We start from the raw sequence: 22713 nt of genomic DNA on the forward strand, positions 1-22713 counted from the left end.
GATAGGTACCAGGGTGACCACATGATTGTTTAGTTTTTATTCGCAGCGCTTAATCCCGCACTGAGAACCGCTTCCAACATGGTGGTATTCAAATGGATACTACTCACTTGGTCATCACGGTCTTAAGAACCTGGAAGGGTCATGTAATCGATAGCGATAACTTGACCATCGGTAAGAGCATGAACTGCGGACATCCAGTTTATAAAGCACTCATGGTGTCCGAGAATATACTCTCGAATGTCGAACCATCCTTTGACTCCCGCAATTACGGCGTATCAAGACGCAAATAGAACCTCAAATAAGCAACAGGTTACCTTTTCTGATTGGCGTTTATAAGTCACAGTTTGAAAGTGCTCTTTGAGCTCATCGATAGGTATGGAATTTAGTCTCTTATAAGAAAGAGCGTATATGGTCACAGGTAAAGCTGGTCGTCAAATCGGTCCGGTCGTTAGCTTAAAAATGTTCACGATCCCGCCATAGATTTAAATAATACTTAATTATCATTTAACCTCTGCTTATTGATCTCAATCAAGTAATTCCATAATATCTATTCACCGGAAGCATTTGTTCTAATCAATTAAATATCATCAAATCGTTTTTGCTATCTAATTCTTTCCGTTAATTTATAAGATAAGTCTATTTAGGCTAATTTGAACGATTATGCTTTTTATAAATCGCTGATGTTATTCTTAGGCAAGACAACATCTTACAACCTATTTAAGAACGACTATATCAGAGATTAGCCTCACACTATTAATTAGTGATAGGGAGTCCTTTATATAAAAAGTCAAATTAACGATAAGAAAATCAATGAGACATTTAATGATTATAGTTATGCTTTTATTTATGTTTGGATGTAGTTCTCCTGACAATCAACAAGAGCGAGATCTAGCGAGGCAAGAAGTAAACCAAGTTTCTAGTCACGTAGTAAATAGATTGAGTGAACACTATATTGAGTTGCCAGAAAAGATGGAATATGCGTATGGTTACGCTACGGTTCGAATGTCTGAACTCCAACTTCCTCTATTGGGAAAGTCATCGGGCATTGGATCTATCTACAATAATACCGACGGTACAATTACTTACGTTGATATCGATAAATACGATTTTGGCGCAGGATTAGCATTTCATAAATATGATGGAATAGTCATATTTGACACAAAGGAACAACTAGATTCCTATAAAGAGGGAGAGTTACGTCTTACTCTTGCAGCAAACGCTAATATTGGCGAAAGCGGTGGCACCTCCACAGCAACCATTTTGGGCGATGACCAAGATGTCTCTATGTATGTGCTTGACTATTCAGGAGCATCCGCAGGTACCAGCGCCCAAATTATATCTACCTCAATTAATTATGATTTGACTGAGACAGGTTTGGGCGACCTTAAGGTTGCCAACAAAGAATATAGTGACGCAGACACAACAAGTGTCGCTAAAAAGTGGGATCGTGCACTTCCATTCTATGCCCAGAACGTCATCGACAAGGGCTACTCATTACCTAAGCCGTATGGGATTAGTGTTGTATATACCGACACCTATCAGTATATGGATATCACAGGTTTGAATGTGGGCATTAATGGCTCTCAGAAATATCCAATTGATTTTGTATCCTTTCATAACAACAGCAACGACACACAATCTCCACAACTCAAGTTAGATGCTTGGCTGTTTCCATTTATGAATGTATTTGGCTCCATAGGTAAAATTAGCGGCACAGCTGACCTGGGTATTCAATTCAGTGGCGATGACCTCATAGGTCAGTTAGGAACGGATTGCGGTGGCAGAATCAAACCGCTTGTGTGTCGATTGCAAGGAAAGGATCCTCTGTACAATGTCACCGCTGACTTGAGTGGCAATAATTATACTGTGGGAACAATTATTGCCACTGGTTGGCATGACTATTTCTTCACTCTGCCCATGTCAGTGACCTATGCAGACATGCGCAAGAATGATGCCGAGGGTCTGATAGTTAATATAACTCCTCGTGTTGGTAAAGTGTTTCCAATTACAGCTTCTCAATCCATTGCATTGTATGGCGGGGCAACGTACATCGACAGCACCCTAACTTTGACAGGGACATATACCTATGAAGGCGTAGGCATCGATTACACAGTAGAGCAGAGTAATGTGGATAAATGGTCAGGTCTTGTCGGTGCGAATTATACCTTTAATAGAAATTGGTCCATTTCCGCAGAGTATGGATGGGTAAAAGACCGAAAACATCAATTTGTTTCTACGTTAAATAGGCGATTCTAGAATATATAATCTTCAGCTAAATATAAGAAATAATATTAAGCAGAACTGATTATATTAATAATTGCATAAAGCAATTTATTCAATACAAACCAAGAAAGGATTCCAGATAATTATAGAAGAGAAATCATCATGAATAAGAATAAGGTAATACTACTGCTTTCAGTATCCCTCTTTTCATCGCTGAGTTCAGCGAGTGTCATCGTAGATACCAAAGGGGTAGATATGAATCAATACAATATTGATCTACTTGAGTGTCAGCAGATATCTACACAAGTGCAACAAGAACAGGTAGCAGGTGTAGGTCGCTCAGTAGCAGGAACCGCAGCTAGAGGAGCTGCTCTTGGAGGCCTAGGAACCGCAATCGCAGGCGGTCATGGCAGTGATGGAGCAAAAGTCGGGGCAGGTATTGGTGTCGTGGGTGGTCTTTTGCATCATAGACATGAGGTTGCTTACGAACAGGCTAAACACAATCAGGATGTCGACCACGTGCAGAAGCAGTGCATGATAGGTAGAGGATATAAGGTACTCAATTAAACAAACCTTTGTTTCTACCCTGTAGCGCAATATGCTTAATTTGACTTGCGTATGTACAAGCCTAGTTTTCTACCAAGTCGCGACTAGACCCCTAACTAGAGCTTTAAACTTAAAAACGGAAAAAGCCTGACAACTCGAAGAGTTATCAGGCTTTTAGAATGTATGGCGCGCCCTGTAGGAGCTGAATTACAAATTTAATCAAAATTAATTGACGTTACTTTTCTTTAATTATTATAGACTTAAATCATAAATCGACTACAGTTAATTTAACCTAGATTACCCATATTAGCTCATTTTTAACGTCTTCAGCACCACAGGAGCACCACAGAATTTGATTGGTACCCTTTTATGAATACTGAATTGAATTTCACCAAACGCACATTAGATAACTTACCAAACCCTCTCAAGCGAACAAGGTTTCGTGATTCTGGTGGTAGTGGCAGTGTCGCAGGTTTAGGGCTTGATGTTTCTCCAACGGGAAAGAAAACCTTTCGTTACGAGAAAAAGGTGAACGGCAAAAACATTAAAGTGACCCTTGGGAAGTATCCAGACATTACGGTTGAACAAGCTAGAAACCTTGCCAAAGAACAAGCACAAAAAATAGCCGATGGTGTTAACCCTAATGAAGAAAAGCGTAAACAAAGAGACCATATTAACTTTGATGCTCTATTTGAGATTTACACCGCTACTTTGAAACTGGATGTACAAGCCAAACTTAGACGCCCGAGAAGCCTTGAACTATCCAATACTCTATATAGCCTTCATGTTGCCCCAGTTATTGGCAAAAATTCTGTTATCGATTTTACACGCCAAGATGCGAAAACATTCTTGAATGGTTTATTGGCAAAGTATGGGTACAGTCGACACAATCATGCCTTAACCTTGCTCAAATCCATGTACAACCGTGCTGAATTAGAAGTGAATCCATTCAAGGACATTAAGAAAATAGATGAGGCTCTGCACAGACGCACTAGAACCCTTTCTGGTGAAGAGCTTGAACGATTACTCGATTCTCTAAACTATGAAGACCAGATCTATCGAGATTTCGTTCTAGTATTGCTATTCACGGGTCAACGTAAATCCAATGTCATCTCTATGCAGTGGAACCAAATAAATTTTGAAACCAAGACTTGGACAATCCCATCAGAAAACACCAAAAACAAAAAGCTACATGCTGTTCCACTATCACTACCCGTTGTGGAACTCCTCACTGAACGGAAAAACAAAGCCAATAATAGGGAATCTTTTGTGTTTCCAAGCCACAGAAGCAGTACCGGACATATCAGTGATAAAGGCAGTAAAGGCGGATTCTGGAGGCGAATAATTGAAAGAGCGGATCTGTATGATTCACAAAATAAAGCCAATAATTTTCGTATGCACGATTTAAGACGAACATTAGCCACAAATATTGTAAATCAAGGCGGTTCCATCCAAGCCATAAGTAAGCTATTAGGCCATTCAAATATATCAATAACATCAGACGTTTACGCCCATTTAGCCATTGATAATGTGCGAACTGAATTAGAAAGCACAACATTGGGAATGTTAGGCGAAAATAAAGCACTAAATAAGGTGATTGATTTAGCTAAAATAAAATCTGACATTCTGAGTCTTAGTGAATATGATAGGCAGGAATTAGCAAGTTTTATACAAAGTTTAAGCGCATGATTGGCTTTTTTTGTGAAATAGTAAGTGTGAATCAAAAACAAGCTTTTGGACAAAAACGATTTAGGTAATTGCTCTAAATCGTTTATATCAGATTAAAAAAATATCTTGAAACCTTAAACGTTGGTAAGTGGCTATTCCTCGTTTTTCAGAAAACTACCTCAGAGAGTCATAATGATTAATCACTTTTACAACAGAGTCTAAAAGAGGCTTTAACCCATTAAAATCTATTTTCGCTTTGTTTTTTTTGACTATATGTGTAGCAAATGCATCTTTGCTCAAATCACTTTTTGAGTCTCGATTCTTTACAGTGTTGAAACACTTCCCATTTGGGTGTTTCATTAAACGCGTTTTATCATCAAAGAAATACTCTATATCTGTCTCTCCGCCATCTTTAGCTAACGGTGTGAAAACAACATATAGGTTTTTGATAACATGTATAAATTCAGACGTTCGAATATCCTCCTTCTTATCAAGAGTAGATGGAAACAATTCGATTTTTTTCTGAAAGTTTTTTGACTTCAACAAATTCACTACTTGTTGAGGTCCTTCATCGTTATCTAAAAAAACAATAACTGGATGTTTAGGTGTTATGGCATCGTAGAGCTTCATGTTCTTTTCGAAGTTATCCACAAAGCCTCGCAGGTAATCAGCCCCTCCGAATAACTCTAATAAAAAGCGGCTTCGCTTTGAGTACTCGACAAAACGTACTAAAAGCTCATACTTATCTCCTTTACGGTGCGCTAATTGAGGATAATCTTTGCTTAACTCGCTGATTGCAGACTTTAAGTAAATATTATCTGTCTTACCTTCACATAAAATGGTAGGTTTCTCGTTTCCGCAAAAAAGTCGATAAAATAAGAAACTACTAAACGTTTTTTCTCGACCTGAAAGTATGACTTTAGTATTTCTCCCAACTTTCGCATGCGTGTAATCGGTACTTAAAGGTGTTTTTTGCCTCATCCGGTTATAGTGATCAACTTGATCAATAAAGTTTAACTGCCCTTCAAGCTCATTGAGGTTACCGTCAATTTCATTCCCATCTTTTATAGCTGTAAACTTACCTGTTTTAAACAGCTGATTGCATTTCGCCCGTGCTAGTCGCCAATATTCCTGTTTCACATTAGGTTTTTTATTTACTACCAGACCTGTGACTTCTTGTCTGGAATTCTTATATTGAATTCTAGTTTTACTAGAATTTATAGAAAACCCTGAACGTCTTATCTCACTCTTTAACATTCTACCTGGTACATAATCAATTTCATTTTGTGTCATTATTTGAGGAGGAAACTCAGATTTCCTAGTTGAAAATGTTATGTCGTCAGCGTACCTCGTATAAGTACATTTATATTTCTTGGCTAACGAGGCTAACCGTATATCTAGGGTATGTGAAATAAGATTAGTTATTACAGGAGAGCATGGGCTGCCCTGAGGCAGTTTGTTATCATAGCAGGCAATTTGAGCAATTACTGTTGCAATCTGTGGGTTAAGATTGAAGTTAGCGTTTTTAATAAAAAAACCACGAACACGTCCAAAATTGAAACTATCAAAAAAACTTTCTAAATCAATGTTGAGGACGTTCTTTTTTCCGATATGCGTCATAGCATTCGTTAGGATTGAACGCTCTCTTACAAAACCGTGAGATAACGAAGGTTGCTTTACTCGCGCATTGGGGATTTTTATCTTAAGAACTTCAGCTGCGTAATCTGGATCACCATTTTTTCTAAGTTTCGGTTTAGCCCACTGTGAATCTGGATATTTTTCCGCATTAATTTCATCAATGCAGTCTAAAAGTAATATTGACAGATTTTTTTGAAGGCTTTTAAGTTCCTCTGAAGGTGCATTTATAAGCCTTTCACCGCCTGATTTCTTCGGAATGGAAAACTGGTGATATTGGTTCTCTGGCTTGTGGATATATAAGCAACGAGTAAGAAAAGCTGCATCAATACCCAATACTTTAGCAAATTCAGGTTTTGTTGATGCTGACTTTAGACGCTTTAATCTTGACATTGATTACCCCTAATTATTGGCTTATGGGCACTCCTACGCACTATATATCTTATAAATACCTATATGATATACTATATAAGGCAATCCGAACGGACCATTTCTTCACTGATCGCGAAACGCGAACTAAAAATCTGCCCATAAGCCGAATGGTATTCTAGAGCAGTTATGAAACATATTCAATATAAAATCCCAGGGAAACTCGATAGGTATCAATCTGTTATGTGATTCGACATAGCATTTCAGGGTAGAATTACGGAAAACTTCCGTATAAGTGCCCAAAGCACGGATTAGATTAATTTGGTCTATTGCTGTACTAGCTATCTGGAAAATTCATTGGGCCTGAGAAGGTTTGGGGCAATTTCGTGTTACGCCCCTTTCAGCAAGGTTTTGGACAAAAATGAGCTTCGGAAAATTAAACATTACCAACTAATGAATAACTAAAGTATGGAAAGTCGCTTTACTTAGTGTCCAGTGCTGAAGGTACAGATCATAACCTATACTTATTCACAACATTTTCTCCTGCTCTAGAATGAATATGATCATACTACTAATAGAGAACTTTGCTAAAGAATGGCTTCTGTCTAGACGTAGACCTTATCGAATCTGGCTGTTTGGTGCTGAAATAGCTATCGGAAGCATTGTTGCATTATGGTCGCTGGCCGAATTTTGGATATTCACACCAATTTTAATTTTTTACCCTTTGTGGATGGGGGTTAAGTTCTATAATTTAGAAAAATATATTCATGCTAAACAAGACAAGCAATGGCTTCCATTAAGGTATCATATTATTTTGTTTTGGGCGTACCTAATTTTCGCTACTCCTATAATGCTAGCCTTATCCATAGGATCATCTTACCTTTTTGGTTCATTAATATTAGATATGGTCGATAGAGGAGTAAGTGATGAAGGCAATTTCTTGTTCTTATTATTGAGTTTTGGTGGAGGAGTCGGAGGCGCAGTTTGGTTATTTGGCATCCCCAAAACAGTTAAAAAATTAAAGAACCACCAATGGCCTACAGATAAATTGTAACTTAGAGACTATATGCTTTATTACACCTCTAGTAACACTCTATCAGAGAAATGGTATTACTTCTTTGTGTATGAGAGACTTTCGGCTTTGCAAGAAGGGGATATTTCTGTCTAGTTCAAAGTCAAGCTAAGGCTTGAGATTGGTAGAAGTATTTAGGTTAGAAAAAGTAGGGAAAATCACCTCATTGCGGTTTAAGAGGTTATGCGTCACTGTCATAGAATGGGGCATAAACGAGCTAGCGATGATCGTGCTAGCTCGCCTTTGAACAAAAGTTCTTACGGTTCCAGGAATTTGTAGGTCTTCCTGTTAATCGTAGCTAGAACAAAAAGAAAGACCTGACCCCAATGCCTGGCTTTCAATGCTAAAAAGTAGCATTGAAGCTTTTCTTTTATTTAATGTTATATCCATTTCTGACGTCCGTTGTTAACAACTTTTTACTGTGTTCCATAGCTATCGCACGCATAACGTTATAGGCGGTATTTTTGTGTTTATATACCGACTATCTTGATCTCATTCACTATGAATCTCAATTAGCACTAACCTGTTATATGAATTGCCATAGAGTTTTGGGGGATAACTAAAAAAAGTTTCCTTACAAGTGCCCAAAGTACGGATTAGATCAATTTGGGCACTTGCAGGGCTACCTACATGGTCAGTTCGTTTGGGTTGAGCAGTTTTTGGCAAAACGACTTAGCAAATGATACTACCCATCCACACCTATGCATCCTACTCACTCAATTCATACTCACCATCATAGTATTTCATCTCAGAAAGCACTTCATCGGCCGATGCGAAAAAGAACTCCTTTCTGCCATTAACTAGGTTCACTCTCTGGTTGGCAAAACAAGAATGTAGGAACCGTTCAAATGTTGGCGCATCCTCTGTAAATGCGAATGCGTGAACATCAAAGAGCTCTGGTACAGAAGCATCACCTAGCTCTTTCACCCGATCATTAGGATCCGCACGCCTAGTCATACCTATTTTTACAACCCCTTCACCAAAAGAAAGCTTGTTTGAAATTACATAGACATAGCCTGCTCTTGTTTGTTGGGCAAGAGATACAGCTCGCTTCTCTTTATTACGTAGCTTTTCTAGCTCCTCCTTGTGTAACTCATACAATGCCTTTTGCTCTTCGCTACTAGACTCGAGTTTCTTAAGTTCTTCTGTAACTAAGCGTTCCATGACCTTACGCTCTCGTTCGGCTTTCTCTGCCGCGGCCTTGATGCGCTTTTCTTCACGCGCTGCTTCTCTTTCAATCTGAATCTCTTGACGCTCTTCTTCTTTCAACGTTTGTTTCAGTTGGGTGATTTCATAGCCTAGCCTTAGTTCGGTGATTTTTAGCCCTAAGTACTGACTTGTTAGGTGTGTCTTTACCAAATCAGAAGAAGAGTTAATTTCCTCGAATGTTTTTTGAGCACGCTCAATAAGTCGGTTGATATTGTTCCAGTCAACTACGGCTGCAGCAGCTTTAAACTCATTATCCAAACATCTTAATCTCAGTTTTATTTCCCTATTAAAGAGCTTTTTCGCCTCGGATTTCTTTCCGTTAACGGTCACATCACTGCCCATAGAGCAGATGCACGCTTGCTTATTGCTTACTAGTGCTTTTATTCTTACCTTAGTGTCTGCCAGATTTCTCTCTAGCTCAGCCAGGTCACGCGATTGAGATATCTGCATATAAGAGACAGAGTCGGAGGTGCCAACTCCTAGATGGTAGAGCGCCAGCTTTGTTTCACCTTGCTTTAAGCTGAGAAGATCTTGTTTATAACTTTCCCGTAATTCTTGATAATTGCTTACCGTATCAGATAGTAGTCGCTCGCTCTCAGAGGCTGGAGCATAGACTTTCTCAATGTCCTGATCTTCCGCCTCTAACTCTCTAAGTAAAGATCGGGACTTTACCAAAAATACCAGAGTGAACAGCGCTAGGCATGATATAACGATAGAAATATACATAGCGACTCCTTAAATTGATTGCGGAAATTGACTGGACGCAGATTGGGCTTCTTCCGCTTCTTGTTTACGAGCTTCTCTTATAAGTTGACTCTCGCGGTATTCTTTAGCTTCAACCTCATAGTACCAATCACAATCAATTCGAAGCTCTCGCATTACTTTTGCTACCTCAGGAGGACTCACTTTAAAAAACTCTTTACGACGGTTTTCTCCATTTACTCGCCTGCCATCAAATTCACGGTGAAGCTCTCTTTCGATTCTTGGCGCATCATCAACAAAAGTTAGTGCGTGGACGTCAAATTTGAAAGGTACGCTCGCATCACCTAATTCGTTAACGCGATCCATTGGCTCAAGTCGACGAGTCATCCCAATCTTGACTACCCCCTCGCCAAAGCTACCTATATTTGAAATTACATAGATATAACCAGCTTTTGTAAGCTGAGCCTGAGAGGTCGCACGCTCAAACTTGGTTTCTAGCTTTTCGATCTCTTCTTTCATGTGAGCGATTTTTTGCTCCATATCCTGTGAGCTCGCGCCGTGCAGTTCTTTTGCAAGCTTTTGGGCTTTCACAAGGTCAGAATTTTTATAGTAGATCTCATCTTCAAGGTCGTCGATGTCGTCTAGCGAACGCTTGGCCAGTTTGGCTTGTTCACGCAACAGGGCCTGCTGTTTTTTCTTTTCTTGTTTTATCTTTTCTTTGCGGAGTAACTCACTATGCCAGATAGTGAGCTCTTCAGCTTTTAGGTCAAAGTATTCATAAGCGATAGCAACGTTCGCGGTTTCACCAAGTTTTTCTAGTTGCAGCTCAAGTCTATCGAGTTTGTTCAAGGCAGTTTCGTAGCTTGAGTGCCGCATCTTTTTACGGATCATGTCGAACTCAGCATTGAATGCCTTGAGAAGTAGACTTTGATAAGAAGTTACCATTCGCGCGCCTTTAGATTCACTCCCAAACCAATCCCAGTTTGTGTATGCACTAGTCGCTCGGCCAGATTTAATGACTTGATATTGGCGATCTAAGCAACCGGCTATTCTATCTTTTAGTGCTTGGCTATCATCGAATCTATAGGTGGGAGGGAACAGCCCCACATTGATGTATTTCAGTTGTTCTTCTTTATTGACAAGCTCTTCCTTGAGACGCGCATATACAGGGCGACCATTGGCGGTCTTGCTTTCAATAACACCAATTTCAAGCTTTAGCTCTTGCACGATATCTTCGACAGGCCTTTTAGCCAGCGCGCTCTTCTTTCTCCTAATATCCTTACTGAGCTTTTTTCGTTTCTTTTGTGTTGAGTTGACAGAGAGCAACATAGCAAAGGTCAGTAGCAATAGCACAGCCCATACTAATTGATAGGATTCTGCAGTTTCAGGCATTGAGATTCCTCTAGTTAGCAATATGAAATAGGAGAAAGGTGATTGTTAGAGTACCACCAGAATGAAAGACAACGTGAACGGGAGGTTAATCTATCTTCCTGCAGCACATCTAAAAAGCTTTATTTTTTGAGTATTTATCCCTGCTGTTTGATCATGCATCCAAAGGGATTGTGGTGCCCCCAAACCCAATGTATTACGCGATTTAGCTCGCCTCAAAAATGATTGTTGTGCGGATCTTATCACTTAGCATGTACATAACGCCTACCATTTAGCGCCACCATAAAATGTATTAGGGAAAACGCTTCTCAATGCGTAAACGCCAACCGCATTTTGGGATCTGCATCTTAATTATTATGTATGTGAATTATGCCATGAAAATTTATATCTTATTACCAAGCTGAAAATTGCTATTCCGCGTAGATAGTAAATCTAAGGCATAGATATATTTGCTCCATTGTTTGATACTGTTTTCAATGTAATACTCATAGCTTCTTGTATTGCATCAAATACCTGATTGATACCATCAATGCCCTCACTTTGTTCTACAGAGTAAATGATCCTTGAACTAATTGTGATGTTATACTTACCTTCGTTATCATTCATTGCTAATTTAATATCAACATTTATCATTCATATGCCTCCTGATTTATCTATCATGCTATTTAAAAATCATACTTTGGAGCAAACTTCATATTAATGATCGCCTTTGAGTCTCGGTCAAGCAAGCGAGTATTTTATTTCAATAACTAAATTATCATCTACTAGTTAAAGCTCTCTGCCAGAAAAATCAATACAGTCCAGTTCCTATAAAAATCAAAGTACTATTCTACCCATATAAATAAATCGATCTCTATCACAAATCTATTTGAAGCATTCTAACTTATTGTTCCGCAGGAAATTTAACTTCAAACCAGCTTTCTTTAGAAGAAGAGCGATAAACTTCGTTCCTTTTCCATTACTTTTTATATATCACAACTAACTAATCATCTAGAACGTACTTAGAAACAAAGCAAACTTTAGGGTAGAAACATGTAGCGAGGCTAAAGCGGATTGAGCTTAGGCTTTTGTCCAAACAACTCCCCATTTCTTGCTTTAATTTCTACTGAAAACGCTTCTGCACTGCTATCTACAAGAACATATTGATACTCAAGGTAGTTATGGATGTACGTCTTTGTCAGGTCATCAAGTTTTAGTTCACCAGTTGCAAACAACGGTAAATCACTTTGTTGAAGAGAGGGAATAACCAGTCTATTAGCGACATACACACAGAACTGATCTCCGCTTAAGCGACCTGAGTAGTGGCTATGTAATCGAGTAATTAAGCCGTACCTTTTCTTATGAGAGTTCTTTTCAATTTCTCTACCCGACATCCCGCAATAAAACAGCTCGTCACCATTCCAGATAGCGTATATACCCGCAGCTACTTTTGGGATCTCTTTGTTAGGCCACTCAGAAAACCTAAACTTATCAGAAAATTTCATAACCGTTATTCAATATGAGTAAATTACTTTCATTATACAACTTGGATAGGTTCTGTTTTGAGTTAAAGTACTGATTTTTCATTAACTCTTTAACCTATATCATGCTCAGTTAAAGAGTTAATGGATTTTCATGCTTCAGGCCACATTCAATTGATAGAAAGTTTTATTAGCACTCCCTTTTTTTGATTCAATCAACCCTTCTGTGGCTAATCGCTTTAATGCCACCCCTATCGAACGACAGTTGTTTTGTCCAACATTGCAGTAATTGCAAACATCTGTTGCAGTCATCCACTTAAGAGTGCGACCTACACTATCGACTTCAACAAAGCGCTCATGGAGCATGTCATACCAATTACCCTTGTAATCATGGCCTTGGTTGATTTTCGCCACTTTTCTTGATTCATCAGCATTAAGAAGCCATGACTCTCCATCGATGTAGTACTGCATCACTTCTAACCAAAACTGTTTTAGTTGTTCTGGTTTAACTAACTTCAAGCGACCTGATACATATGACCAACCGAGGATTGTATTAACTCGTTCTACATCTATAGGCTTTTCAAGCTCTAGTACCGCAAAACGACTAGACCCAGTTTCATCTCTAAGAAACTCACTACCATTAACCGTTGCGATTAATGAAGTTTGTCGTTTCTTTTTAATCTCGGTACGTCCATATGGAGGGCGAACAGTATCCACTTCTCGTGTAATGAAGGCTTTCAATCCTCCTTGACTGTTCTTTGAGGTTCGCTCTAACTCTCCAAGCTCTGTGATTAAGCTTTTAATGCAAGCTAACACCGAGTCTTTATTGTCAGGATTGAGTTCTGCCCCCTCTAAGAAAGCTCCGTTTATTACATCAGCGAACCGGCGTATAAACGCTGTCTTCTTGAACGACTGCCCGCCTTGCAATATGGGTATTAGTTTACTGCTGAATCGTGGCTCAAAAACTGATGCAACTACTGAGATAAAAAACCTCAGCATCACCGCTCTTGCGATACCTGAATCTTTTGCATTCATAGCCTCAATTAGAGGAAATACTCGCTCTACCCCATCCCACTTATCACTATCTAGATAGTTTCTAAACGGGTGATACGTATTCTTCTCTGCTAAAGCCATTAAATGATCTTCAAATACAGATTTAGGAAGCCCAGCTTTCAAGCACTCACTAACAATTAAACTTCTCATGCCCTCAAAACTACTGTCAAAGAGTCTTCCATACTCAAAGATCTCAAACTCTAATGTCATCTGATTAGTCATAGGTTTTAAACCAAGATGATTGAGTAAAGTTTCAAGATTTTGCTGGGTTGCTAATGGTTTTCCACTCAAACCAATATCTGGAAAATTTAGACCGGCATTGCTAACTGTATACGGCTCGTTCTGTTGAGCTTCTGCAAATGTATAATTCATTCTATACTCTCCTTTAGTCGCGGTGTCCTATCGCCAAATACTTCACCGCTACTGAATTCGATTCCCCTATTGCTAATCGCTATAGGGGGATTCATTCTTTCCTTCATTAAGCCGTATGTGTAAACACACGCCCCTCAATAAAAGCATCAAGATCCTTTAGGGTGTAAAAGACTTTTCGACCGACCTTAATAAAAGGCAATTGGTAGCGTCCTGTACTCGCCCAAACAGCTAGTGTCCCTTCAGTTACACCTAGGTATTCGGCCGCAGCCTTTCGGTTCATCTTGTCGCTAAACCGACTCATCAATTCATTGCTCATGTTAAACCTTCCTTACTTTTAATTATCCGAATTGGATGAGTTGAGATTAGGCTTGCAAGGAGGGTGATACAACAAAAACGCAGGGACGGATTTTAGAGAAGTTGGTTTAGTCAAATAATGGTAGCCCTTATAAATAAAGGACTAGAGGGGAGGACGGATTTTAGTTTCGCTTTCGTTTTAGCGTAGAAATATGATCGCTGATTTGCTCGTTACTATAAGCTGGTGAACTGAGTGTTATAGACTGAGTGTCCAACTCATCACTGCCTTCAACTTGTCTATCAATCGCGAGTTCTAATTCATCGAAGTCAACATTATCAGGAGTATCAGTGACATCTAACCCCATGTATATACGTCTGTAGTTAGACCTGATTCGATCCGCTCCTTTGTCTGAATAAGCCCCTTCAATGCAAATAGTTAAAAACCAGATAAACTCACTACTCAAAGACGTTGCGACTGTTCTATCCCAAGCCTTCCACATTGCTGTAAATTCTTCAAAGCGATAATAATTTTTACTTTTCGGAGTAACAGCTCGTGTACAGATATACTCACCCGTATCTGTAAATTCATTAATTTCTACACCTTCGTGCTTCGCTCGCTGAAAAGTGACCGCTGATAGCAGGTGTTCAATTGGTTGTGTAGATAGATCAATTTGTTGCTGTAATAAAGAGCCTTTTATGGAGAAGTAAGTGCGGTATTCCTCGTTTTCGATTTCTGACATCAGTTTTCTAACCGATTTGAGTTGCTGGATTAACTTATTCAGGCGTTTGATATCTGGCGTTTCTGGAATGTCTTTTAGCGCTAACTTAACCTCGGAAATCTGCTTAGCATCCAAGCCTAAGCCTTCGAGCTCACTAATTTGCTGTACGCTAAATTTCATCTGGCTTATTTCCTTAGTATTAAGCAATTACTACTTAAGTTCATCCTAAAAGCTTTGATCTATATCGTGTAGAAAACAGCCTCAAGAGTGTGAGCTGGCATCAATTACTGACACTGAAACAACCATTGAAATTCTTTGTATGGTACGACTTGGAGAGTTTGGATTTAGAGGCCGAGCTTATTATTGATGTTCAGAATGAGGAATATAAATGCAAGCTAGGATAGATGAAAATTAACGAAAGTTAATTTCTTCGGCACCACAGGGGCACCACAGAAAAGCAAAAGGCCAGATAACTCATTGAATTATCTGGCCTTTCTATTGTAGATGGCGCGCCCTGTAGGATTCGAACCTACGACCACATCCTTAGAAGGGATTATCAGTCAATATTTCAAATTAATCCACATTCCTCCAAAATTAATAAAAACTCATATTAACAACATCTTACGCTAGATAACTACCAAACTTACAATTCAATTTAGTTCAGAATAATTCATTTACCTTCATCACTACTTGACTAAGTATTTGACTAAAGCAACCTATACAAGTACAGTATGTTTTAGTCTCCTAAGAAGGCACGAGTATGTTCACAGCAAAGTATTTACAAAGCTTAGAACCGAAGAAAAATCCATACTATGTTACTGATAAAACTCAAGAACGAGGAACTGGGCGTTTAGTCGTTCAAGTGTTGCCAAGGGGGCGAAAAAGCTTCAAGTTCCGCTATTTCCATCAAGAAAATGCTTCATATATCGCCATTGGTGACTTTCCTGCAACCACTCTTCATCAAGCCAGACAACGAAAACAACACTATTCCAAGTTACTTAGCGAAGGAAAAGACCCCAAAATAGAGATTGAAAAAGAAGCATCGCGTAAACAACAGCTAATAGATCAAGAAAATCAAAATGGCTCAATTAAGGAACTATTGGATTCGCAGGCTGAACATAAAAAACGAAATAATAAAAGAAACTATGAAAAGGAGTTAGGTTTCGTTGAAGGTGAATTATACAAATTTATCGACCCCGAAACAAAAGCGAATAAGATCACCCCACAAGACCTCATTCCTATGCTTGCAAGTATGATTAACCGAGGAGCCGTGTCTAAAGCCAACAAAGTAAGATCTATTCTCCATGCCGCTTTCGGTTATGGAATGAATCATGACAATGATCCGGCTAACTTTCATGAAAATATGCCCACACGATTCCAGTTACTCAGTAATCCAGTTTCAGCAATTCCTGTCCAAACCGCTGCTGACAAACCAGGTGACCACTTTTTGAGTTTTGATGAACTATTTAAGCTATTAGACGATATGGATCATCGATTTGATGATTTGCGACTAAGACAGACGACTCGAAACCTCATCAAAGTCTGTTTATATACAGGAGGTCAGAGACCTTATGAAATATGCAATACACTATGGACGGATATTGACTGGGAGCTAAAAATAATTACCGTCAGACCCGAGATTTTCAAAACAAACGTAGCCCATGTAATTCCTTTGACCGAAACAGTCCTTGAAATTCTCAAACAAATGAAGAGCAACAGTCAAAGTCTATATGTTTTCAACAAACACAATACTCTCGACGAACCGACTCCGACAAACACTCTAGCTCAGGCGATCACATATTACAGGAACGTTACAGATATCAATCACTTTACAGCTAGGGATTTCCGGCGCACATTCAAAACACTAGGGGGGAATTTAAGTATTACCAAAGAACATAGAGATAGAATTCAAGGACATGCGTTTGGAGACGTATCAAGCAAACACTATGATCGATACGAGTACTTAAAAGAAAAGCGAGAAGGTTTGGTTAAATGGGAGAACGTTCTAAACCGAGTTACTCCTTTTGATTAACGGTCCCGGACAATACTTACTAGCACCCTCAGGAATGTGATTCATAAGGGTGCACTTTTTAAATGTATGCTATTCAACTAGGTTTATTTTATAAAACTGATAGAACACGTTTCTAAGCATATCGTGCCGTAAAGACAAGCTAAAACGTCTTTGGACAAAAACGTGCTTGCGAGCCTCCCAAGTCACACTCTTTCAGATTAGTTTTAGTACGCCATTAGGCGGATTAGCATCCTCTAGAGATGATTTTGTTCAATGAAACTAAAAAGCTTCGCTAATGTTAGCGAAGCTTTTTGGGGTTAACTCGGTTTACTTAACGCCATTTGGCATCAGGTCACCTGTGAAGAACTTCGGTGCGCCTTTGCTGTATGCGCCTGCCACTTTCACAACCGTTGCCGTGTCATCTGGCTTACCGATAATTTGTAGACCGAACGGGACACCGTCTGGGCTAAGACCTGCAGGTACGCTAGCCGCTGGTAACCAACCCAATAGGTTGAACGGTAGTGTGTACATCATACCGACAGCATTGTCGTATGTCTGCCCATCTTCTTTTAGTGGCTCATCGGTAATGAAGTTGTAATCCGCTGGTACGGTCACTGTTGGCATGGTTGGGGCAATTACCAAATCGTAACCTTGTGCGTAAACTTCTTCCGCTAACTTCGTCCACATGCGTTGTACTTCAGCTTCGGTTTTCGCTTGTGCTCGGCCGTCGTAATCTTCACGATGGTCGATCGCTTTTTGAATGAGTTTACCCGTGTAAGTGGTCATTTGGTCTGTCTTGCCTTCGTAACTGTCCATCATTGGTGCGCCCAGCGCTCCAGAAAATGCAAGGTTTGACACCCCCTCCAGAAGACCCATTTGCATTTCGAAATCAAAGTCTACGACATCAACAGTCGCTCCTTGCTTACGCAGTACTTCCATTGCGTCTTCCATGCCTTCGGCAACATAGTTTGCCATCGGGCTTGTTCCCATGTCGCCAAGGTAGGCGATCTTCATGCCTTCTAGAGACTCCACTTCTTTACTGAGCTTCTTTTGCTCACCAACGGTTGGTACAGACCACGCCGCATCGGGACCAGACATTACGTTGTACATCATCACCATGTCTTCAAAGCTACGAGCAATTGGTCCGCTGCCTGAGAAATAAGAGTAGAGCGTCGCATTAGGAACACTGAATGCGGCAGGTTTTAAGCCATATAAGCCATTGAAAGAAGAAGGGATACGGATAGAGCCTCCCATGTCAGAGCCTGTTGCGATGGTTGCGTAACCTGCCGCAACCGCTGCGCCAGAGCCGCCTGAAGAGCCACCTACCGCGAAATCAGAGTTCCAAGGGTTGCGAGAAGTTCCCCATGCATCCGTGCTCGTGACCCAGTTGAAGTAAAGCTCAGGAACTGTTGTTTGAATGACCGGAACTGCACCGACTTCGTTTAGCTTAGAGACCATTGGGTCCGCGTGTTTCATTGGCGCATCGTCCATATGAAGCTTAGAGCCAAACGTTACTTTCCAACCTTTGTCGTGATGTTCATCTTTTACAGCAAAAGTCACGCCTTCCATTGAGCGGTATGTGCCGTCTTGGTAGCGTTGGGTGGACTCTTTCGCCGCTTCTAATGCGGTGTCCCAATGCTCGTAAGTGACCGCATTAACAACATGATTCGTCGCTTCGTATTGAGCTTTCTGCGCTTGTAGGACATCAACCGGTGTGATCATGCCTGATTTGAACAGTTCAATTTGTGTATTGGCTGGCATGAACGCCAACTCTTCTTGTGAGAAATCTGCTGCTAGAGTATTGCCTGCTAATAAAGCAAGCGCGATTGGAGCAAACTTCAATGTGCGTGATAGTGTCATCTTGATACCTACTAAGCTAATGATTGTTACTTCACCTGTTGAAGTAACTCTAGGGATGCAGCGATTATCATGCAGTTTTCATTGACTCTCCACACCCCCAAGGATAGGTTAAACCTATCCTTATAAATGTAATGACGGACAGGACTGATGGCAGCCTCAATTGAACAGTTAAGTGCTTTTGTTGAAACTATAGATAGAGGTGGTTTTAAACCAGCCAGTCGAAGGCTAGGGAAACATGCAGTCACAATCAGTGGATTGGTCGCCAACCTAGAGAGTGCAGTAGGGTTTGAGCTTTTTGTTAGGAAGCCGAGGTCGCTTGAGCTTACAGAGAAAGGGAAAGAGCTCTATGATCACGCACGATCGGTTTTGCGAGAAATAGAACACTTTGATGCGAAGGCAAGCAGTCTACTCGGAGACGAACCTAGTCGCATCACTATCGCTATTGATTCAGCGCTCAACGGGGCTGAACTGTCTCTGGTTTACAAACATCTTTTTCAACGCTTTCCAACACTCGAGGTAAAAATACTCAGTGGTGATCCGCTGCTCGTTAGAAGTTGGGTATTAACAGAGCAAGCCGACATTGGCTTAAGCATGGGGACTTTTTCTATGTCACATGAGCTCTCTTCAGCACGGGCATTTAGCTTTCAAATAGCCAACCTTGCCTCGCCTGACCTTAAGTTAGCAGGTAAGAAAATGACCATGCATCAAGCCCGTGGGTTACATCAGATATCCGTTAAGTTCCTAAAAGACTTAGGGCTCAGTGAAGCGCACAATGTGAGTAATAAAATCACATATTGCAACAATCTTCATGAGATATTGGAGTTAGTAAAACATTGTTCATGTTGGGCAGTTATGCCGCTATTTTTATGTGAAGACGCACTTGAAAATGGCGAAATTGATAAGTTTGAGTTAGAGGTTGAAGATACTGCTCACTGGTATACCGACCTGATTTGGCGCGCTGAAAAACCCGTTAACTCGGCTATGCAGTTGTTTATTGACGAAGTACTCAAATTCAAGGAACGATAGACTTATTTTGCATTTTTTCGTCCACTTCATTCGCATGAGAAATAGTAAGCCAAATAACGGTTAATGGACGTTAGCCGTTAGCAAGCTGAAACAAACTTTGGGGCATTTCTGTTTAACGGCTTCTTAATTATTGGAAGCAGCTAAGCCTCTGAGCTCAAATTGACAAATACAGAAATACCCTGTCTGTGTTTTGCTATTCAGATGAACAATTTTCTATATACACTTTTGTAGCGGAACCCATATATACCCATGCTCCGTATCTCCGTAAGTAACACTTGATACCTTTAGCTGATAAAGACCAGCTATGTACAAGCACACAATCGCATCTAAAGCATCCTCGTTGTTTTTTAAATCAGTACCTTTCAAACTATTGATATAGGAATCAGAAAGAAGCATCTTGATTTGAGTCGGGAGCTGAAGTGATAAAATACTTGATTTTTCGAGGGCCAAAATGAAATTAGCTAATTCGACTTGACCTGATTTTTTGTCAGCGACTTTACCTTTCTTATACGCAAGCCGCTCTGTTAACCCAAAGCATTCAATTATAGCTGGGTGAGGATAACACTCAATTTGCCATCTATCTGAAGATAAGTGCTGAAAGCCCTGTGATTTCAAAGACGAGGACAAATTTACACTCATAGCTTCTGGATAAAGGGACTTATTAGAAGTGTGGCAAGATGCTTTTCTAGAGCCATAATCACGGCTAAGCGATTTCTCACAAACTCTTTGACCTGTTTGATTTTCAATGATCAAAGGAGCATCTATGGCAACCCCCCAGAGTTCATTTTGGTTTTTGAGTATTTCTAAAATTCTAGACATACCAAATATCGCAGGTTCAAGCTGATCCAGTATCAGGTTTTTCCCACTTAAGGTGCCGATAGCAATGGCAGAAGGGTTTTTCTCACTATGCCAAGCCAAGTCTATTCCTGCTAATTTCATTGCTTACTCGTTATGTAGTGGATCATCAAATTTGGCCTCATCTTTGGAGATTTTGCTATTAGCTATTTTAGGGGAAAATTGACTTACTTTCATTAGTGCATTTTGCGGCTGTAACTCGTCTTGGGGCAAATGTTTGTTAGTGCATCTACTGGGTTCACTTCTAAAGACTACTCTCGAATTACAGAATCTATAATCTCGTAGAAAACCTCAGTATTCTTTGTGTTCTGAACTGCCACCTCAATACCCTAATATCTAAGATGATAATCTCTATTATTTGGGGCAAGGCACCTTTCTTTTGAGTTGTGCTGCATCAAAAAACAGCTTCAGTACGTCGTATTTTTCTTTTCGCGTCTTGTGTGTTTCGTGCGCCGTTCTTCTCCAGTAGCCCATCATTTGCTTACGCCCAACCCGGCTTAAGTTTTCATTCAGATAAGGCTCATGCTCAAAAATGTCCTCAATGATGGCCAGCAATCGCTTTAGCTGTTTCTTGCGATACGGGATCCCTTTTTTCACATAAGGCGCCATGACAGTACGGATTTGTTTGTAGGTTGTGGGGTTCATCGTTCTCTCCTAGGTGTTTATAAGAGTGTTATGAACCTGAGGTAACTGGCAGTGTTGAGTTGGGTTTTCATGTTGCATCGACTTCGGAGGACTTTCGGGGTGATTTTCAAATGTTAGGGTGATTGTGAAGTTAATCACTCAAAAGGAACATTCAGATGAAGACGTTTAATACGCTCCAAATCACCCTGCTGTGCGAGACTGACCTAAGTCAGTTAAATAGCTACCCCCTTATGCTGGTGCCTGGAGGCATCAAGATAGGCACACCATACCCAGATTTAGGCGCAATGCTGGCTGCCAGTACCTTAGTTACCCCTAATCGATATCTGGTCAGTATCGATGAAGAGCATCTGCGCGTTTGTCTGTTGCGTGGTGAGTTTTTAGAAGAATGGGTGCTGTTTGCCCTGATATCGGATTCGGATGGCAAGAGGTACGGCCTGATGAAGATGGAACACGTAACACGTTATCGGTTAAAGTCCGCTTCTAGATAACGAGAGTGCCCTACAGCAACGTTAATCAAAAGTCTGTTTTTGCAGGCTTTTTTCTATTCATAACACATAACGTTTTTCATTACCCAAGGTAGGCGTTGGTGATCCCAGGTCTGTGATGACCCATTATTTTTGAAAGTTGTAAGCGCACGGCTTTATCTCGCGCCTTAGCCTCACTCAAAGAGATGCACAAGGTCTTAGCAATGTACTCATGATGAGCACGGCCATGCTCAATCCCGACTCGAACTGGCGCTTCTACTCCCATTTGGGTTTGATAGAACTGACAAGCAAAGAACTTTCGTTCGCCATGACAGTTGTAGATGGGGTCAATCGCTTTGGTTTCTTTATAGATGTGGCTCTGAAACGCTTTGAAGCTTTGGTCAACAGGCACTAGGTTGTTATGTCCTGTGGTTTCTTGAAGCTTCTCTCCACGCTCGAGAGCAGTAATTTGTTCATCATTCTCAATCGGTATCATGCGTGGTTGCCCCCCTTTGGTCCCGCGGCCTACGGTGATGACGCCCGTCTTTTTATATTCAACCAGAGCCTTGTGTGAATCCAGCAAGCAAGCCTCTCGCGTTCGAAGACCCAGAGTGCGCTCCAGTTGCGCAGCTAGCGCCACTGGCTCACTGGCATGATGAAGGATGGCTTGATGTTGCTCGAGTGTTGTTGAGCGGTCTACTGTCGCAATACCTGACTTGGGAGGGTAATCTAACTCTTTACTCGCAGTGACGTTCAGTTTGTCGTCACCTCGAGCCTGCGCCATACACACGTTGATATGACTGATATAATCTCTCGCCGTACTGGCCGTAAATTTCACATCAGACTCAAATCGTGCTCTCAAATGCTCGCCGTAATTCACGACGTGCGCCTTTTCAATGTCAATTAAACGCTTCACGTCAGTTTCGTCTTTTAAATACTGCGCAAAGTCGCGGCAAGCTGAAATCCTAGCTTTATGCGTATTGTCTTTTAAGTCCCCTACCCGTTCAAGAGACGCATTAATTAAACCTCGATCAATTTGCCTAGCACCTAAGCCAAAATTGGGCTTATTGAAGTTCCTGAGGGGGCTGGGCATCACCCCACTGTATTGTCTTTTTGTCATGTTATGGCCTTTTTACTGTGT

19 protein-coding genes and 1 pseudogene are annotated in these 22713 nt (G+C 40.5%); 7 read left to right on the forward strand and 13 right to left on the reverse strand.

Going from position 1 to position 22713, the window contains the following annotated elements:
• Positions 1-125: 125 nt before the first annotated feature.
• Positions 126-377 (reverse strand): annotated as a pseudogene (locus tag D5I41_RS17810) (ISAs1 family transposase); the annotation flags it as partial.
• 445 nt (positions 378-822) lie between these two features.
• Here D5I41_RS17810 and D5I41_RS17815 point away from each other — a divergent pair.
• From D5I41_RS17815 to D5I41_RS17825, 3 genes are all read left to right on the forward strand, one after another.
• Positions 823-2256 carry a hypothetical protein gene (locus D5I41_RS17815; RefSeq protein WP_119010956.1) on the forward strand — a complete coding sequence of 478 codons (1434 nt, stop codon included), beginning with the start codon at positions 823-825 and terminating at the stop codon, positions 2254-2256.
• A 129-nt stretch (positions 2257-2385) separates the two neighbouring features.
• Positions 2386-2790: a glycine zipper family protein gene (locus D5I41_RS17820; protein WP_119010957.1), complete on the forward strand. Its 405-nt coding sequence runs from the start codon at positions 2386-2388 to the stop codon at positions 2788-2790.
• A 348-nt stretch (positions 2791-3138) separates the two neighbouring features.
• Positions 3139-4458 (forward strand): tyrosine-type recombinase/integrase, encoded by a 1320-nt coding sequence (locus D5I41_RS17825; protein WP_119010958.1) that lies wholly within the window; start codon positions 3139-3141, stop codon positions 4456-4458.
• 153 nt (positions 4459-4611) lie between these two features.
• On the opposite strand, the gene D5I41_RS17830 is transcribed toward D5I41_RS17825, so the two are convergent.
• Positions 4612-6465, reverse strand: a complete 1854-nt coding sequence (locus D5I41_RS17830) for a retron Ec67 family RNA-directed DNA polymerase/endonuclease (RefSeq protein WP_119010959.1) — start codon at positions 6463-6465, stop codon at positions 4612-4614.
• Positions 6466-7000: 535 nt separating this feature from the next.
• Between D5I41_RS17830 and D5I41_RS17835 the strand changes: the two genes are divergently transcribed.
• Positions 7001-7495 (forward strand): hypothetical protein, encoded by a 495-nt coding sequence (locus D5I41_RS17835; RefSeq protein WP_119010960.1) that lies wholly within the window; start codon positions 7001-7003, stop codon positions 7493-7495.
• Positions 7496-8221: 726 nt separating this feature from the next.
• Here D5I41_RS17835 and D5I41_RS17840 read toward each other — a convergent pair.
• The 7 genes from D5I41_RS17840 to D5I41_RS17870 all read right to left on the reverse strand — a co-directional run bounded on the left by D5I41_RS17840 (position 8222) and on the right by D5I41_RS17870 (position 14891).
• A complete protein-coding gene (locus D5I41_RS17840) occupies positions 8222-9448 on the reverse strand; it encodes a GIY-YIG nuclease family protein (protein WP_119010961.1) in 1227 nt (408 codons plus the stop codon).
• A gap of 9 nt (positions 9449-9457) precedes the next feature.
• Positions 9458-10816, reverse strand: a complete 1359-nt coding sequence (locus D5I41_RS21455; RefSeq protein ID WP_235868946.1) for an SNIPE associated domain-containing protein — start codon at positions 10814-10816, stop codon at positions 9458-9460.
• Positions 10817-11245: 429 nt separating this feature from the next.
• Positions 11246-11446, reverse strand: coding sequence for a hypothetical protein (locus tag D5I41_RS17850; RefSeq protein WP_119010962.1), 201 nt, complete (start codon positions 11444-11446; stop codon positions 11246-11248).
• 410 nt (positions 11447-11856) lie between these two features.
• The gene (locus tag D5I41_RS17855) at positions 11857-12297 is read right to left on the reverse strand and encodes a hypothetical protein (protein WP_119010963.1); all 441 of its coding nucleotides are present in this window, start codon (positions 12295-12297) and stop codon (positions 11857-11859) included.
• 135 nt (positions 12298-12432) lie between these two features.
• Complete coding sequence (locus tag D5I41_RS17860) at positions 12433-13698, reverse strand: VapE domain-containing protein (protein ID WP_119010964.1); 1266 nt, start codon at positions 13696-13698, stop codon at positions 12433-12435.
• 106 nt (positions 13699-13804) lie between these two features.
• Complete coding sequence (locus D5I41_RS17865; protein WP_208639146.1) at positions 13805-14014, reverse strand: helix-turn-helix domain-containing protein; 210 nt, start codon at positions 14012-14014, stop codon at positions 13805-13807.
• Positions 14015-14174: 160 nt separating this feature from the next.
• Positions 14175-14891: a hypothetical protein gene (locus tag D5I41_RS17870; protein ID WP_119010965.1), complete on the reverse strand. Its 717-nt coding sequence runs from the start codon at positions 14889-14891 to the stop codon at positions 14175-14177.
• A 580-nt stretch (positions 14892-15471) separates the two neighbouring features.
• Between D5I41_RS17870 and D5I41_RS17875 the strand changes: the two genes are divergently transcribed.
• Entirely contained in the window at positions 15472-16743 is a 1272-nt protein-coding gene (locus D5I41_RS17875; RefSeq protein ID WP_119010966.1) for a tyrosine-type recombinase/integrase, read from the forward strand.
• Between the two features lie 306 nt (positions 16744-17049).
• Here D5I41_RS17875 and D5I41_RS17880 read toward each other — a convergent pair whose 3' ends face one another.
• Positions 17050-18582, reverse strand: a complete 1533-nt coding sequence (locus D5I41_RS17880) for an amidase (protein ID WP_119010967.1) — start codon at positions 18580-18582, stop codon at positions 17050-17052.
• Positions 18583-18729: 147 nt separating this feature from the next.
• On the opposite strand from D5I41_RS17880, the gene D5I41_RS17885 reads away from it, so the two are divergent.
• Positions 18730-19608 (forward strand): LysR family transcriptional regulator, encoded by an 879-nt coding sequence (locus D5I41_RS17885; RefSeq protein WP_119010968.1) that lies wholly within the window; start codon positions 18730-18732, stop codon positions 19606-19608.
• Positions 19609-19821: 213 nt separating this feature from the next.
• Here the strand turns inward: D5I41_RS17885 and D5I41_RS17890 are convergent, their stop codons facing one another.
• Entirely contained in the window at positions 19822-20547 is a 726-nt protein-coding gene (locus tag D5I41_RS17890; protein ID WP_119010969.1) for a DUF429 domain-containing protein, read from the reverse strand.
• Between the two features lie 270 nt (positions 20548-20817).
• Positions 20818-21108, reverse strand: a complete 291-nt coding sequence (locus D5I41_RS17895; protein ID WP_119010970.1) for a hypothetical protein — start codon at positions 21106-21108, stop codon at positions 20818-20820.
• A gap of 155 nt (positions 21109-21263) precedes the next feature.
• Between D5I41_RS17895 and D5I41_RS17900 the strand changes: the two genes are divergently transcribed.
• A complete protein-coding gene (locus D5I41_RS17900) occupies positions 21264-21596 on the forward strand; it encodes a hypothetical protein (protein ID WP_119010971.1) in 333 nt (110 codons plus the stop codon).
• A 79-nt stretch (positions 21597-21675) separates the two neighbouring features.
• On the opposite strand, the gene D5I41_RS17905 is transcribed toward D5I41_RS17900, so the two are convergent.
• Positions 21676-22692 carry an integrase domain-containing protein gene (locus tag D5I41_RS17905; protein WP_119010972.1) on the reverse strand — a complete coding sequence of 339 codons (1017 nt, stop codon included), beginning with the start codon at positions 22690-22692 and terminating at the stop codon, positions 21676-21678.
• Positions 22693-22713: the final 21 nt, after the last annotated feature.

Source organism: Vibrio superstes (assembly GCF_003569005.1).
Lineage (GTDB): Bacteria > Pseudomonadota > Gammaproteobacteria > Enterobacterales > Vibrionaceae > Vibrio > Vibrio superstes.